15 protein-coding genes are annotated in these 15926 nt (G+C 62.7%); all 15 read right to left on the reverse strand.

Annotated features, from left to right (window positions below; all coding sequences use genetic code 11):
- Positions 1–31: 31 nt before the first annotated feature.
- The 15 genes from JKL45_RS19320 to JKL45_RS19390 all read right to left on the reverse strand — a co-directional run bounded on the left by JKL45_RS19320 (position 32) and on the right by JKL45_RS19390 (position 15912).
- A complete protein-coding gene (locus JKL45_RS19320) occupies positions 32–397 on the reverse strand; it encodes a hypothetical protein (RefSeq protein ID WP_201863213.1) in 366 nt (121 codons plus the stop codon).
- A 477-nt stretch (positions 398–874) separates the two neighbouring features.
- Positions 875–1843 carry a formimidoylglutamase gene (gene hutG, locus JKL45_RS19325; protein ID WP_201863214.1) on the reverse strand — a complete coding sequence of 323 codons (969 nt, stop codon included), beginning with the start codon at positions 1841–1843 and terminating at the stop codon, positions 875–877.
- Positions 1844–1849: 6 nt separating this feature from the next.
- Entirely contained in the window at positions 1850–2617 is a 768-nt protein-coding gene (locus JKL45_RS19330; RefSeq protein ID WP_210345840.1) for an amino acid ABC transporter ATP-binding protein, read from the reverse strand.
- Positions 2614–3282 (reverse strand): amino acid ABC transporter permease, encoded by a 669-nt coding sequence (locus JKL45_RS19335; protein ID WP_114948035.1) that lies wholly within the window; start codon positions 3280–3282, stop codon positions 2614–2616. Before JKL45_RS19335 ends, JKL45_RS19330 begins: the two co-directional genes overlap by 4 nt.
- A 29-nt stretch (positions 3283–3311) precedes the next feature.
- Complete coding sequence (locus JKL45_RS19340) at positions 3312–4055, reverse strand: glutamine ABC transporter substrate-binding protein (RefSeq protein WP_201863215.1); 744 nt, start codon at positions 4053–4055, stop codon at positions 3312–3314.
- A gap of 24 nt (positions 4056–4079) precedes the next feature.
- The gene (locus JKL45_RS19345; RefSeq protein WP_201863216.1) at positions 4080–4808 is read right to left on the reverse strand and encodes an IclR family transcriptional regulator; all 729 of its coding nucleotides are present in this window, start codon (positions 4806–4808) and stop codon (positions 4080–4082) included.
- Positions 4809–5233: 425 nt separating this feature from the next.
- Positions 5234–6223 carry an ABC transporter ATP-binding protein gene (locus tag JKL45_RS19350; RefSeq protein WP_201863217.1) on the reverse strand — a complete coding sequence of 330 codons (990 nt, stop codon included), beginning with the start codon at positions 6221–6223 and terminating at the stop codon, positions 5234–5236.
- 54 nt (positions 6224–6277) lie between these two features.
- Complete coding sequence (locus JKL45_RS19355; RefSeq protein WP_201863218.1) at positions 6278–7285, reverse strand: ABC transporter ATP-binding protein; 1008 nt, start codon at positions 7283–7285, stop codon at positions 6278–6280.
- 9 nt (positions 7286–7294) lie between these two features.
- Positions 7295–8170 carry an ABC transporter permease gene (locus tag JKL45_RS19360; RefSeq protein ID WP_201863219.1) on the reverse strand — a complete coding sequence of 292 codons (876 nt, stop codon included), beginning with the start codon at positions 8168–8170 and terminating at the stop codon, positions 7295–7297.
- Between the two features lie 3 nt (positions 8171–8173).
- Positions 8174–9112 carry an ABC transporter permease gene (locus tag JKL45_RS19365; RefSeq protein ID WP_201863220.1) on the reverse strand — a complete coding sequence of 313 codons (939 nt, stop codon included), beginning with the start codon at positions 9110–9112 and terminating at the stop codon, positions 8174–8176.
- 25 nt (positions 9113–9137) lie between these two features.
- Positions 9138–10733 carry an ABC transporter substrate-binding protein gene (locus tag JKL45_RS19370; RefSeq protein ID WP_201863221.1) on the reverse strand — a complete coding sequence of 532 codons (1596 nt, stop codon included), beginning with the start codon at positions 10731–10733 and terminating at the stop codon, positions 9138–9140.
- 99 nt (positions 10734–10832) lie between these two features.
- Positions 10833–12308 carry a M81 family metallopeptidase gene (locus JKL45_RS19375; protein WP_201863222.1) on the reverse strand — a complete coding sequence of 492 codons (1476 nt, stop codon included), beginning with the start codon at positions 12306–12308 and terminating at the stop codon, positions 10833–10835.
- Complete coding sequence (locus JKL45_RS19380) at positions 12305–13456, reverse strand: NAD(P)/FAD-dependent oxidoreductase (RefSeq protein WP_312896991.1); 1152 nt, start codon at positions 13454–13456, stop codon at positions 12305–12307. Before JKL45_RS19380 ends, JKL45_RS19375 begins: the two co-directional genes overlap by 4 nt.
- 94 nt (positions 13457–13550) lie before the next feature.
- Positions 13551–15074, reverse strand: a complete 1524-nt coding sequence (locus tag JKL45_RS19385; RefSeq protein ID WP_201863224.1) for a gamma-glutamyltransferase family protein — start codon at positions 15072–15074, stop codon at positions 13551–13553.
- An 88-nt stretch (positions 15075–15162) separates the two neighbouring features.
- A complete protein-coding gene (locus tag JKL45_RS19390) occupies positions 15163–15912 on the reverse strand; it encodes a helix-turn-helix domain-containing protein (RefSeq protein WP_201863225.1) in 750 nt (249 codons plus the stop codon).
- Positions 15913–15926: the final 14 nt, after the last annotated feature.

Here is a 15926-nt window from a genome sequence, read left to right on the forward strand (position 1 = left end):
CAACCAGGCAGTGGGCTCTTGCCGTTTCGGTTCAATGTGCGGCGTGATGCTCAGCCTGAACGTGCTCGGTACCTATGCTGAAGAGGCGCACCTTCTCTGCCACCAGCACGCATATCAGCGTCGCGGTGCCGATAGCGAGAAAGCTTACGGCGAGGAGTAGTAGGGTGGTCCCATCATACAGCGAACCGAGATATCCTCCGGTCAGACCGCCTCCTACGGTATAGATGAAGCCGGGGACCGATAGGGCGGTGCCGGCAGCGGCGCTCAGAGTCAGTTGAGCGAGGTTCTTATGCCGGATTGGATGGACAGCGAGCTGCACGCTCCGGCTTTGGCTCTCACTCGAGCGGCGCAAGCCGGCGATCAGCCGGCGGCTGCGCGCATCAACAAATCCTTCCAACCGCTCTGGAATCTGTTCAGAAAATCCGGCAGATTCCGTGTGATGTATGTGATGGCCGACGCTCTCGGGTTTGCTGAGATCGAGCCCGAGCCACCGCGTCCTATCCTGTCATTGCCGCGGGAGATTTACGGTCGAGTGGAAGAGGCTTTGCAGATCTTGATGAGCGAGATCGCTTTACCCCTGAAATGGTTTCTCCGAAGCCCCAGGTGCGGATCCAGAAGTCGCCTTCTGGCACATCTCGGAAGAAGCGCTTTGGTCTGCTCATGACGCGGTGAGCGGACCTTCATTTCATTCGCTGTTCGTTACCCTTTGACCCTGACCGGACGTTGAACGGCTCCTCCCTTGCCCGCGAAACAAAAAGGCCGACTCTGGGAGGCGACCTTCTCATATTCCGAGTGTATCCAGCGTCACGGCACGATCCTGCCTACAAAGGCCAATGGTCTCCTTGCGGATCCTTAAAGCCATCGCGCTCTCCGCCTAGCGAACGATGCCTCGCCGTCCGTGACCCAGAAGAAGCCGATAGGCTAGCCGGGCTGCGACGCGCGCCGTCTGGTCGTCCCGATCGAGGACCGGGTTCAATTCGGCAATGTCGGCGAGCGCGAGCTTGCCGGAGGATATGACGTCATCGATTAGGTCTTCGATGATCTCAAGCGCCACGCCTCTCGCCGCTGGCGCCGATACTCCAGGGGCGACTGCCGCGGGCAGCACATCGAGATCGATCGACAGGTAGACTTTGTCCGCCACGATCAATTTCTGCGCCAGCCCTGCGCGAAGGTCTGGGCTTTCGCTTTGCCGCATCTCTTCGTCGAGCCGGTACTCGACACCAAGCTGGCCGGCCCGATCAAATAGCGCCGTGGTGTTGGAAAGCTCGCTGATGCCGAAACAGAGATAATTGAACGCGGTGCCATGCGCCGAGCAGAACTCGGCGATCTGGCGGAACGGTGTGCCCGAGTTAGGAACGGGCGCGAGACGCAGGTCGAAATGCGCATCGAGATTGATCACGAGGATCCTTGTCGTGGCAAGCCGGTCGCTCAGATATTTCGCCAGGCCAAGAAAGCTGCCATAGGCGACCTCGTGCCCACCGCCGAGAACAACGGGGCGCATATCGCGGTCGAGCAGCGTGGCAACAGCGTCCGCGAGACGCTCCTGTGCGCCTGAGAGGTCTCCATCCGTGCAGGCGACATCTCCCGCCTCGAAGATTTCGACGGGGTGATGTACCGGCAGCCGTTCCAGCATGCGACGGATGGCGGTAGGCCCTTGGGCCGCTCCGACACGGCCGAAGTTGCGGCGCACGCCTTCGTCGCTGGCAAAGCCGATGAGAGCGGATCCACCCCGGACGTCGGAAGTGAGCGGGCGTATGACATCCTTGACGCGGAAGACCGGCCCGACCTCGCCCTGGTCACTTGGCAGACCCACTGGGGCCGCCTCAGATTCTATGAATGTCATGAGATATCAGTTCCGCGTGATGACAGCCTGCAAGAACGAACGCGTGCGCGGGTTCTGCGGGGAGCTGAATACCTGCTCGGGCGGACCGGCCTCGATGATTTGCCCTGCATCCATGACCATGACCACGTCGGCGACCTCGCGGGCGAAGCCCATCTCGTGTGTCACCACGATCATAGTCATGCCCTCCCGCGCGAGCGCCTTCATCACCTGCAGAACCTCGCCCACGAGTTCGGGATCCAGAGCCGAGGTCGGCTCGTCGAACAGCATGACGCGCGGCTGCATGGCGAGTGCACGGGCGATCGCCACTCGTTGCTTCTGGCCGCCTGAGAGCGTCGCTGGATAGGCGGTCGCCTTTTGGGCCAAACCGACCTTAGCGAGAAGTTCATGCGCCTGCGCGTCGGCCTGGGCCTTCGACATTTTGCGCAGCTGACGAGGTCCGACAGTGACATTCTCCAGAACCGTCAGGTGCGGGAACAGATTGAAGGACTGGAACACCATTCCGACCTGCATGCGCAGGGCATTGAGCTCGCGATCGGGGATGAGCTGGCCGTTCTTGACCAGATCCGTTCCGCAGATCGTAATCGACCCTTCCTGGGGCACCTCGAGCGCATTGCAGCAGCGTAGGAGTGTACTCTTGCCCGAGCCGGATGGACCGATGACGACGACAACCTGCGATGGCTGAACCGACAGGGCGACATCATTCAGGACTCGGTGTGAGCCGAAGCTCTTTCCGATGCCGCGCACCGCCACGATTGGATTTGCGATAGTGCTCATTGCACGACTCCCCCGGCGCGAAGGCGCGTTTCCATATGGCGCAGCAGAAGACCGGTCAGGCTGGTGAGGATCAGGTAGACGAAAGCGATGGCCAAATAGACCTCAAGGGAGCGGTATGAGACCGAAATGATCTTCTGCCCCTCGTGCATGAGGTCAGCGATGGTCAAAAGCGAGACGAGCGCGGAGTTTTTGATGAGCGCGATGAACTCGTTGCCGAGCGGCGGGATCATGCGAACCACCGCCTGCGGCAGGATAATGATGCGCATCGCTTCCCGGTAGGACATGCCGAGAGACCGCGCGGCCTCCATCTGGCCGCGGTCGATCGACTGGATGGCGCCGCGGACGATCTCCGACACATAGGCGCCCGAATAGATGCCGAGGCCGAGCACGCCGCAGACGAAGGCGGGCAGCAGGATGTTGAACTGCGGCAGGCCGAAGAACAGCAGGAACAGCTGTACCAGAAGTGGCGTGCCCCGGATGAAGGTGACGTAGCCCGTCGCAAGGCCATAGACCAGCCTCTTGCTCGGATCGAGCCGCGCGATGCCGATGAGAAGGCCGAGTACACAGCCGAGCAGGAGCGAGGCAGCCGTTATCTCAATGGTGACGACGGCGCCGTGAACCAGCTGGGGCCAGCCCTGCCAGACGGGGGTGAAATCTAAAGTCATCCGGGACACGCTCGCTAGTGATTAGGGGATCAGTTGCCGGCCTCGAACCATTTCTGGACGAGCTTGTCGTAACTCCCGTCGGCCTTGACCTTAGCGAGGGCGCCGTTCAGCTCCTTCGTCAGTTCGGGCAGGTCCTTGCGGACGGCCATGCCGTACTCCTCGACCGTGAGCTGCTTGTCGATCACCTTGACGCCCGGACGGCTCTGCGCGAACAGCTTCGCGGCGGGCTTGCCGGTCACGGCGGCATCGACGCGGCCGATCTCGACGAGGCTGAACATCTCCTGGTTCTTCTCGACTTCGACGCGCTCCACCTTCGGGAACTTCTCCTGCAGGTAGGCGACTGACTTGGTGCCGACCTGGACCGACACTTTCTTGCCCTCGAGATCCTCAGGCCCCTTGATCGTGGTGTTGTCCTTCTTCACGAGCATCACGAGACCGCCCGGATAGTAAGAGTCTGTGAAGTCGACGACTTTTTTCCGTTCATCGGTGATGTAAATGGCCGAGACAGCCATGTCGAAGCGCTTGGCGAGCATGCCGGGAATAAGGCCTTTGAAGTCGATAGAGGTCCATTCGACCTTCTTGCCCATCTTCTCGGCCAGGGCCTCAACGAGTTCGATGTCGAAGCCCGTCAGCTTGCCGTCCTTTTGGAACTCGAACGGCATAAAGGTCGCATCGGTCGCAACGCGCAGCGTGTCAGGTGTCTGAGCCTGCGCGACGCTCACACAGGCCAGTGCTCCGACTAGGCCGAGAGCTAGCTTACGAAGTAACGTCATGTGGTACCCCTCTGTTGTTGACGTTTAGACTTGGTGGAGACGCAGCGAGATGGCTTTCGCCGCCTCGATGGTTTGTTGCACGAGTTCATCGCGCCGATTGCCGACGCGCGTGCTCGGGATCATGAGGCTGATGCTGCCTTCGAGGCGTTCGCCCGGCGAAAAAATCGGCGCGCTTGCGCCCCAGACGCCGAGATCGACCTCGCCTTCACTCTCCGCATAGCCGTTCGCGCGGATCGCCTTCAACTCGCGGAGGAGGGCCGAGCGTTCGTCAGGGTTCCCGCCGAGAAGCCGGTCGCAGACTTCGTCCTGCACCGATTGAGGCAAGAACGCCAGCAAAGCCTTCGCCGAAGCGCCGCGGCTTAGGGGCTGCGAACGTCCCTTGCTGTACGAACAGCGCAGGGACAGCGGACTCTCGATCATCTCGACGCAATAGACGTCTGTGCCCAGCGCCTTCATCAGGCCGACGCTCTCCTGCGTGCGCAGGGACAGGCGCTGCATCTCGGGCAATGCCAAGGCCAGAACATGCGACGTCCGATCAAAATTCTGCGCGATCCGCATGCAGACCGGGCCCGGGCCGTATCCAATATCGCGCCCGAGGTCGACGATGAAGCCGCTCTCTTTCAGAGAGGTGAGATGCCGGTAGGCACTCGACAGCGGAATGCCGGCAAGTTCACTAACCCGCTTTGCGGACAGAGGCTCCTTCGCGGTCGCAACCGTTGCTAGCACATCCAAAACCCGTTCCGCACCCGACATCCGGCTCCTCAAATTCTCACGTAATGGGAGTACTATTATCAAAATTTGGGAAAAACAAGCCTGTCAGTTCGTAGTATGGCGGCAACTCCAGCGGTTACTGGATCGGCTACAGGCCCAAATAGGGGACGTCGCAGTGCCAGCGATATCCCCCTTCAACGAAGACCGTGAGGCATCGCGGTAGGCCGCTGTTGTGATCGCTCATGATCGAGGAGTAGGAACACATCGAAATGTCGCTTGTTGGCACGAGGCGGACCTTATCCGGATTTCCGCTTTAGCAGTATGAGCGGACGTTCATTTAGCTCGCTGAAGTTGACCTTCTGACCCAGTGCAGGAACGAATGGAAAGAAACCAGCAAAGCTTCATCGCGACTCCGGCCCGCATTATCACTGCAGCGTGCAAATCGACGAGTGATAAAAAGTCCTAGTTCAGGTCGTAAGTTGCGTACCAGATGCAGACGCTAAATGGCAGGCAGCGCTGCGCCCAGGACGCACCTCGGCGAGGCGAGGCTCCTCCACACGGCAGCGATCGAAGGCGTAGGGGCAGCGTGTGTGAAAGCGGCAGCCGGCGGGTGGATTGGCAGGGCTGGGGACGTCACCCTTGAGAACGATTCTTCGCCGCTGAAGTTTAGGATTCGGTACAGGCACGGCCGATAGCAGTGCCTGTGTGTAGGGGTGGAGCGGCTCGGCTAGGATCTGTCTGCGCTCTCCGATCTCGACGATCTTGCCGAGATACATCACGGCTATGCGATGGCTGACGTGCTCGACCACCGCCATATCGTGGGCGATGAAAAGATATGATAATCCCAGTTCGGCCTGCAGGTCTTTCAGCAGATTGACGACTTGCGCCTGCACGCTGACGTCGAGTGCCGAAACCGGCTCATCGCACACGATGAGCTTCGGGTTCAGGGCAAGTGCCCGGGCGATGCCGATGCGCTGGCGCTGGCCACCGGAGAACTGATGTGGGTAGCGGTCGATCGCATCAGGGCGGAGGCCCACCTTGGCGATCAGATCGCGGACCCGCTCGCGGATCTCATCCCTTGATGCGAGCCCGAAATTGCGCAACGGTTCCGCGATGATGGCACCGATCTTGAGCCGCGGGCTTAAGGACGAGTAGGGATCCTGGAAGATCACTTGCAACTCGCGGCGCATGGACCGCAGGCCGGCCGGAGGCAGATTGTCGATCCGGCTGCCGTTCAACATGACCTCGCCGGCCGTCGGCGGCAGAAGCCGCAGGATCGATCGACCGACCGTCGACTTGCCGCAGCCGCTCTCGCCCACGAGGCCCAAAGTCTCGCCGGGCGCGATCGTAAAGCTCACACCGTCCACGGCCTTCACTTGGCCGACAGTCCGACGCAGCAGGCCCTTTCGGATCGGAAAATAGGTTTTGAGGTCTCGCACCTCAAGCAGCTGAGTCATGCCCCAATCCCCTTTGCTGGGTGAACGCCGATCGTGCGATGAACACCCTGAGCATCATGCTGCAACGAGCTCGCTGAAGTGGCAGGCGGCCGAATGGCCCGGTACCTTGGGTTCGAGCGGTGGAGCGACACGGCGGCAGAGATCCTGCGCAAGCGGACAGCGCGGCGCGAAGGCGCAGCCGACGAGGGATCCGTCGAGGGCCGGCACGAGGCCTGGAATTTCCTGCAAGCGCCCGCTCTCGCCCTCCAACGAGGCGCCGAGTCGCGGCACGGAGTTGAGCAGGCCTTTGGTGTAAGGGTGCCGCGGACGCTCGAAGAGAGCGTCGACGCTGGCCTCCTCGACCTTGTGGCCGGCATACATCACCACCACGCGCTCCGCCATTTCCGCCACAACGCCAAGGTCGTGGGTGATGAGCAGGATCGCGGCGCCGACCCGCGATTTGAGGTCGCGCATGAGCTCAAGGATTTGCGCCTGGATCGTCACGTCCAGAGCTGTCGTCGGTTCGTCCGCGATGAGAAGCTTGGGTGAGCAGGCGAGCGCCATAGCGATCATCACCCGCTGGCGCATGCCGCCGGAGAGCTGATGCGGATATTCGCGCACACGGCGGGCGGGATCGGGAATCTGTACGAGGCGCAGCAGGTCCTCGGCCCGTCCCATCGCCTCGCGCTCACTCATGCCCTCGTGCTCGACCATGACCTCCGCAATCTGACGCCCGACGCTGCGCACTGGGTTGAGCGACGTCATCGGTTCCTGAAAGATCATGGCGATCTCGGACCCGCGGATGGCCCGCATTTCGGCTTCCGGCAAGGCGAGCAGGTCGCGGCCCTGAAAGCGGATCGACCCACCGACGATGCGGCCGGGCGGGTCGGCCACGAGGCGCAAGATCGACAGCGACGTCACCGACTTGCCGCAGCCGCTCTCGCCGACGACCGCCAGTGTCTCGCCGGGAGCGATCGAGAACGAAACGCCATCGACCGCGCGGGTCACACCCTCCCGGGTATAGAACCAGGTTTTGAGATCTTGGACCTCGAGGAGTGGCGTTACTGCTGCAGGAGCGTCCATTGCCTGTTCCTAGTGCCTGCTCGCGAGCCGCGGATCGAGGAGGTCGCGTAACCCGTCACCCAGGAGGTTTACGCCGAGCACCGTCAGCGACAGGAAGAGCGCCGGAAAGAAGATGATGTGCGGCGCCACCTGGAAGTAGCTGCGCCCTTCCGCGATTATATTGCCCCAGGTTGGCACCGTCGGCGGCGTGCCGGCTCCGATGAAGCTGAGGATTGACTCGGCGATGATCGCAGCCGCGCAGATATAGGTGCCCTGGACGATGAGCGGAGCGAGTGTATTGGGCAGGATGTGACGCACGAGGATCACGGGAAGGCGCGTTCCCGTGGCATAGGCGGCCTCGACAAAGGGCTGCTCGCGCAGGGTGAGCACGACCGACCGGACGAGCCGGGTAACCCGCGGGATCTCCGCGATCGTAATCGCGATGATCACGTTCTGCACGCTCGCTTGGGTGAGCGACACCAGCGCAATAGCCAGAAGAATCGCGGGGATCGCCATGAGGCCGTCCATGACCCGCATCAGGATGCCGTCGACCACGCGGATAAAGCCTGTCACGAGTCCGAGAAACAACCCGGCCGCCAGGGCTAGAGTCGCCACTGTGAACCCGACGAAGAGCGAAATGCGCCCGCCGTAGAGCGTTCGGCTGTAGACATCACGACCGAGGAGATCCGTCCCGAACCAGTAGGTCTCCGATGGCGGGCGCAGCCTGCGAATGGGGGAGAGCTGGGTCGGATCAATCGTTCCCAGCCACGGCGCGAGCAAGGCTACCAAGATCATGACGGCAAGGATCGCGGCGCCGGCGAAAATGGTGGGATGTCGGCGCCAAAATCGCCGGCGCACCATCGGCGGCGCCACGAGGATCGGAGCTACAGCGGTCTCGATCGTCATGGTTCAGTACCTGATGCGCGGATCGAACACCGCGTAGGAGATGTCGATCATGAGGTTGATAAGCACGTAGACGGCTGCGAACAGCAGGATGACCCCCTGAATAATTGGGTAGTCGCGCCGCAGGATTGCATCGACGAGGAGACGTCCAAGACCTGGGATGGCGAACACCGTCTCGGTGACGACCACACCGCCGATGAGAAGCGCAATGCCGATGCCCACGATGGTGGCAATCGGTACTGCCGCATTGCCAAGGGCATGGCCCAGCACCTTGCGGTCGCCGAGGCCCTTCGCCTTGGCGGTGCGCACATAGTCCTGCGCCAGCACCTCCAGGAGGCTCGCCCTGGTAATGCGGGCAATCAGAGCGATGTAGACGGTGCTGAGTGAGAGCGTCGGAAGCACAAGGTTGGCGAGCCAGGGCCCGACTCCTTGCGAGAGAGGCGTGTAGCCCTGCACAGGCAGCCACTGGAGCTTGATGGCGAAAAGCCAGATCAGCCCGTAGCCGAGGACGAACACCGGAATCGAGAAGCCGAGCACGCTCACCACCATGACAAGGCGATCGATGAGCGCCTCTGCCTTCCAGGCCGACAGCGTTCCGAGCGGAATGGCCACGGCGATCGAGAACAAGATCGTAACAGTCGCGAGGGCCAACGTGGGCTCGATCCGCTGCGCGATGAGATGCGTGACCGGCAAGTTCGAGAAGATCGACGTGCCGAGATCCCCGGTGAGAAGTTGCCCTAAGAAAATCGCGAGGCGCACGTGGAACGGCTGATCGAGTCCCAGAACGGACCGGATGCGGGCGATCTCTTCGGGCGTTGCAAGGTCGCCCCCAATGATCGTTGCCGGATCGCCGGGAGCGAAATAGAGGAGCGAGAAGACCAGGATCGTAACGACCGCCAAAACCGGCACCGCGGCCACCAGACGGCGGAGGATGAACGTGATCATGGCAGCCTCGCCCCTTGCTCCAGGCCTACGCCTTGCGGATGTTCCAGACGAAAGGTGCGGATGCCGCGATGAGGCCTGTAATGTTGCGGCGCATCGCTGTGGGGAGCTGGTACTGGCCGATTGGCACATACGGAGCGGCCGTGAAGGCCTCCCGCTCCATCTGGGCCGCGATAGCGCGTTGCTCGTCGAGACTCCCGGACTTGAGCGAATCCTGCCGAAGCTTCTCAATCGTCGGATTCGTGGGCCAGCCCGGCCAAGCGGCGCGACCATGGCCGCGAAGCGCGAGGTGCGAGGTCGGGCTCATGAACTCGACGCCCACGGCCGTCGTGTGGAAGATGTTCCAGCCGCCCTTGTCGGGTGCCTCCTGCGAGGCGCGGCGGGCGAGCACCGTTCCCCAATCGGTCGCAACGAGTTCCACGTTCATCCCGAGCCGTTTGAGGAGGTCCTCGGTAACGAGGCCGAGAGTGTGGAGATAAGCGAGATCCGTCGGCGAGATGATGACAACCTTCTCGCCCTTGTACCCGCTGTCCCGCAGCATGGCCTTGGCCTTGTCGAGGTTAGCGATCATCGCCTCGCCCCCCGCACCCGTCGACATGGGCGTGCCGCACGGGAAGAACGACTTGCACTCCCGGAACAGCTTTGGATTGCCGACCATCGCGGTCATGTAATCGTTCTGACTGGCGGCAGCGAGCACCGCCTGCCGGACCTTGGGATTGTCGAAAGGAGGATGCAGGTGATTGAAACGCAGGAGCACGACCGTGCCAATCGGATCAAAGCTTGTGATCGTGATATCCCTGCTCTGCTCCAGGACCGGTAACAGATCCCCTTGGGGCTGCTCGTACCAGTCGACCTCGCCGCGCTGGAGGGCTGCGGTTGCAGTGGCTGGGTCGGGGATGATAACCCATTCCACCCGATCGAGATGCACCACCTTGCCGCCCGCATGGCCATCGATCGGCTCGTTGCGGGGCACATAGCCTTCGAAGCGCGCATAGGCGGCGCGGCTGCCGGGAACCCACTCATTGGCGAGGAACCGGAAGGGTCCGGAGCCGATCGCTTCCTTGATCGGTGTCGCCGGATCGGTCTGGGCAATCCGCTCCGGCATGATGAAGGGTACGGGGCTCGACGGCTTGCCCAGCGCTTCGATCAGGAGCGGGAACGGCTCCTTCAATCGGAACTGGAAGGTTCGATCGTCAATGACCGGCATCTCGTCCGTAAGAGCCATGACAGTCTGGCCGAAACCATCACGGGCCGCCCAGCGCTTGAGGCTCGCGACGACGTCGCGCGAGCGGACGGGCTCGCCGTCATGGAACTTCAGCCCCTCGCGTAGGCGGATGGTGTACGTCTTTCCGTCTGTTGAGACCTCGTGGCCTTCGGCCATCTGAGGCTTCGGCTTGAACTGAGAGTCGAACGAATAAAGCGTATCGTAGACCATGTAGCCGTGATTGCGCACGACGTATCCCGTGGTGCCGATGGGGTCGATCGACGACAGGTTGGCGTGGGGGATGAACTTCAAGGTCCGGTTCGCCGCCTGAGCGATTGCCGGAGCCCGTCCGTTTAGGGTGAAGCCGGTGGCGAGCGCTGCAGCGCTGCCTTTGAGAACCGTTCTCCTCGATAGAGTCATGCTTGTCCTCCACTCCGTTTTATCGGCCTACGTGCTGCTGGTTGTAATCTCCATCTTCGTAGGCTCCAAAGGGAGCCTGCGAACTCGCTCCGGTTCGTCTTAAGGAAGGTTCGTTCCCGCAAACGGGTCCGCAACCTTGGGCCAGTAGGGTGTCGTTCGCTTCGTGTACGGGATCTTGTCGTAGTCGGGCGCAATCGCACCAGGCGCCGCGACGTAGCGTATCGCGCTTGCGACAGGTGCGAACGCCGCATAGAAATGCTGCGTGGATTTCACCACGACGAGCCGCTTGTCGTCCAGGGTACAGCCGATCCCCGTGAACGCGTCGGGAGCGAACGTCTGCTGCCGAATCGACATTAGGATGATGTGAATGCCGTCGGCCTCCACGTAGGCGCTCGGACCCATCGTGGCCCGGCCGCCGCTCAGGCCACTCTGCGTGTGGTTCTCGGCGAGGCCACGCACGGTGACGCGCAGGTCGACTGGATCGCCGGATGCCACACCGCACTTGCCGCCGATGCGCAGATCGAAGGTCGAGCCGATCCCGGCTTCGAAGCAGATTTGCACGGCGACCGGATCCCAGTAGCACCCGGTGGCCACGTTGCGCACGCCGCGATCGACGAGGCGCCGCAGGATTGCGGTGTTGTCAGCGGGTGCACCGCCGCCGGCGTTGTCGGCTACGTCGGCCAGAACGATGGGGCGTCCGCCCGATACCTCCTCGCCCGCGGTGATGCCCTCGTCGATGCTGTCGTGCCGGGTGGTGGTCGCCTCGCGCATGGCCCAGACCTCCTGTCCGAGCTGGCATGCGAGGGCTTGCGCCTTCGCCTCGTCACCGTCGGCGATCACGAGCATCTTGGCGCCCACATCCGGCACATCGCCCCATGGAAAGCCGTGTCCGAAGGAGATCGACAGGATGCCGTCCTTGCCCTCGAGCGACTGCATCCGCTTGACGAACGTTCTCATGGGCTCGTCGGGCGTGCGCCACATGCTCACCATCCGGCAGTCGTAGTAGGCCATTACGGGGCGCACCCGACCCTCCTTCGCGGCGATGCAGAGCGTGTAGAGCTCATGGGCGCGCTCGCCGATATCGGTGTGAGGATACTCCTTGAAGGTGATGATCACGTCGGCCGAAGTGCGCATCAGTTCCGTGAGGTGGCAGTGGAGGTCAAGCTCGATGCCGATCTTGGCGTCGGGCCCCACAATCTCGCGCACCTTGGCGAGGGTGTCGCCCTCACAGTCGTCATAGCCGTCGGCCACCATCGCGCCGTGCATGAAGAGCAACACGACATCGATCGGCATGGCCTTCCGAAGATCGTCGAGGAGGGTGTCCCTGAGTTCCTCGTACACATGGCGCAGGGTCGAACCCGCCGGTTGTGCGAAAGTTGAAATGCTTTCGGCGACCGTGTGCCCCTCAGCCTCCGCCATGCGGCGCCACTCGATCAGTGGGATGTTTCCGAGGCGCGCCGCCTGCCGGCTGCCGTCGTTACGGAAGAACTCGCGTTCTACGAAGGCGACGCGGCCTGTCGGGAGGGGCGAAAAGGTGTTGGTTTCCGTAGCCAGAGCGGCAATGAAGACGTTCACGCGGTTCTCCTTGCTTTTGTGGGCCTAAAGCGATTGGGGCTGAGGGCAGCGGCCGTGACCCCACAATCCTGAATATCGGAGGGAAGGAACTGGCCCAGAGCGAGCGCAGCGGCCGTACGAGCGAGCGCTGGCGCCGTCTGGAAGCCGTAGCCGCCTTGGCCAGCCAGCCAGAAGAATCCTTCGGCAGACGGATCATAGCCGACCACCGGCGTCCGGTCCGATGCGAAGGTACGGAGGCCAGCCCAGCGGCGCGCGACGCGGCGGACCGGCAGGTCGGCCGCGGTCTGGATGCGCTCGATTGCGACGGCGACATCCATGTCGTCGGGCTGGGCATCGCCGGGAGGAGAGGGGCTTTCGTCCGCCGGTGAGACCAGCAGCATGCCCGCATCGGGCTTGAAGTAGAAGTCTTCCTCGGCGCCGATGACGAGCGGCCATTCGCGCGATTGAACGTCCGCTGGGGGTTCGATCATGAAGGCCGTGCGCCGCAGTGGACAAAGCCCGATGGGGGCAATGCCAGCCTTGATGGCAACAGTATCGCACCAGGCACCGGCGGCATTGACGAGCGTCGGCGCGCGCACGGCTCCCGCCTTGGTTTCGATCACCCAGCTATCGCCTGCCGTGCGCGCAATACCGGTGACCTCGGCATTCATCAGGCTACGGCCGCCGCGCTCCCTCATGAGGCGCAGGAAGCCTTGCAGGACGGCATTGGTATCGATGTCCCGCGCGTCCGGTTCGAACACGCCTTGCGTGACCCAGGACTGACGCAGCACCGGAACGAGGGCTCGGGCTTGGTCTGCCGACACAGCTCGGACGCTCGGCACCAGGGCTCGTGCAGCTTGGAGAAGACTATCAAGCGTCTTTTCGTGGCCGGTGCTGCCCACGTGCAGTGCACCCCGAGGCGATAAGAGGGGATAGTCGGTGAACCCTGAAGGAGGAGCCTCGAGAAAGGAGCGGCTCGCAACCGACAAGCCACGAATAACCGCGTTGCCGTAAGCCTCCGAAAACAGCGCAGCGGAGCGACCGGAGGTATGATAGCCCGGCTGGCTCTCCTGCTCGAGGAGCAGCACGGACCGCTCAGTCGCCAAATACGCAGCAACCGATGCGCCCGCGATTCCTGCTCCGACGACAGCAACGTCGACCTCGATCACGCCGGCCCTCACCGTTCTCTGCTGCGATTCCGGGCAGCATGGCGGCCTGCTTGCGTTTCGTCAAATAATTTTCTTATAGGAAACATGCTTTCAATCAGGCGCCAAGAACGAGCGCCTCGCGGCGAAAGTCCGCGGCGCCGCAGAAAACCCCGTTGGCGAGAACTTCAATGGCTTCTGCGGAGCCGAAGAACGGAGAGGTTGATGCTGCGAGGGTGGTGTCGATTCCGAGTGCGCCGAGCGCAGGCCGGTCGATCCCGTGCTCGACCAGAATGTTGCCGTCGAGATCCAGGGACCACCGGGGCTCACCGATCGCCTGGGTGATGGGCATCTCGTGAACGAGCCTGTTCGAGATTACCTGTGCCAGCGTGATCGTCTGCCCCGGACCGCCGGGCGTTCCGAGGAGGAACCGGATCCTCCCGTCCTTCAAGATCATTGCCGGACTTAAGGTGTGGGCGGGCCGCTTACCGCCCGCGAGAACATTCGGACTGTGTGGATCCGTCGAGAAGCCACGCATGCGATTGTTGAGCAGGATTCCGGTGGCGGGATCGTGCACGAAGCTGCCGAAGAGAGTGAACACGCTTTGAACCAGCGTAACCCCGTTGCCATGCCGGTCGATGACGGAGACCACGGCAGTCCCGCCTCGATCTGTCGCCGTCTTGGGTGCGGCATCCGGCACCAACGGCCGGTTCAAGAGTTCGCTCGTGGGCACAGCGGAAAAGCGGGGATCTGCGATACGGTGCTGGCTGGCCTGGAAGGCCGCCTTCGCAGCCCCGATCAGATGCTTCAGGCGCTCAGCCGATCCCAGCGGCGCCGCTTCGAATTCGGCGCCGAGTTCTTCGAGAACCTTAAGCTGCAGCAGAAGCAAGATGCCGTAAGAGTTGGGCGGAACCGCATGGACCGTGTGGCCCCGGAAGCGGGTTGCGATTGGCTCGACCCATTCAGGTTTAAACGTCGCAAGATCCTGTTCCGTCAGGAGCCCTCCTCGATGACGGATCACCGCCGCAAGTGCTTGAGCGATGCGTCCGGAGTAATAAGCGCCGGCGCCTTTCAGTGTGATCTCGTCGAGTGTCGCTGCAAGGGCCTCTTGCCGGATGATCGCACCTTCCGGCGCCGGCGCACCGCCGGGAAGGAAGAGTGCTGAGAGGGACGGCTCCGCTTCGAGCTGAGCACGATATTCCACGAGCGTCGACGCAAAAGCCCGGGAGGTCGGCACGCCACGGGCGGCCGCCCGCACGGACGGCTCCAAGAGGCGGCGCCAGGGGAGCCTGCCGAAGCGCTCGTGGAGGGTGCCCCAGCCGGCGACGAGTCCGGGCACTGTCGCGGAGCGCGGGCCAACAAGCAGATCCTGCCGCGACAGTGTTTCGAGACTCGACGCTTCCGGCGCGTACCCGGTGGCATTCAAGGCGTGCACGCGGCCCTGTGCGGCGTCGTAGACGAGGGCGACGCCATCGCCCCCGATGCTCACCGCCTGCGGCAGCGCGACCGTCAGCACCGCAGCGGCCGCCACCACGGCGTCCGCTGCCGATCCTCCTTCTGTCAGGACGCTCCATCCGGCGGCTGTTGCCAGCGGATGGCCTGACACGACCATGCCGTCGGTTCCATAAACGGCCGGCTGCATCGGAGAGCCTCCTCAAGATTGCAGTGCGAAACCAACGACGGGTCCTACGCCACCCGTCCCCTCGGCGGTTGAGAGAGCAGAATGGTTTTCAGCGTGCCGGATCGGTTCCGGGCACCGGATCGCTTCCGGCTGGTCGGCGCTTGGCGCCGCGGGGCAGCTTCACAGGCTCGGCTGCAGTTTCGCCCTTGCTGCGATTGTCGATTATTGCCTGAAGCCGCTTGTCAAAATTCGACTCGTCGCTGGAGCAAACCGCCAATACCAAAGCGTCCTCCTGGCCGGCTGCGAGGTAGGCGTGTCCCATAGTGCTGTCGAGGTAGATCGAGTCACCCCGGTGCAGCAGCACGGGCTCGTAGAACACCGTGTGGACGGTAATCGCCCCTTCGAGGACATAGATGAACTCCTCGCCGGCATGGCTGACGAGCGGGCCGAATTCCTGGATTGTGTGCGACTTGATGCGTGTGACGACGGGGACCATGCGCTTGTCGGCAAGCTCGGTGCAGAGATAGCGGTACTCGTAGTTAGCTGTTCTCTGCAGGACACCGTCGCCGTTCCTCGTAATGGACCGCCGAGCCGTCACCATGGTGGGATGCTCGGGCGGTGCGAAGAGCTCCGCGAACCCGATCTCGAGCCCATGGGCGAGCTGCACCAGCTTATCGTAGGTGAGTGACATCTGGTCATGCTCGACCTTGGAGAGCGTCGAGATGGCGAGGCCTGTACGTTCGGCCACGTCGCGCAGCGTCAATCCCCGACGCTGGCGAATCAGGCGCAGCTGCTCGCTCAGGCGGGCCCGTGAAGCGTCGCTGCCTTTGGCGAGGCGGTGACCTGCAGCTTTCTGCATCGTGAAACTCTCTT

It is taken from the genome of Microvirga soli (genome assembly GCF_016734765.1).
Lineage (GTDB): Bacteria > Pseudomonadota > Alphaproteobacteria > Rhizobiales > Beijerinckiaceae > Microvirga > Microvirga soli.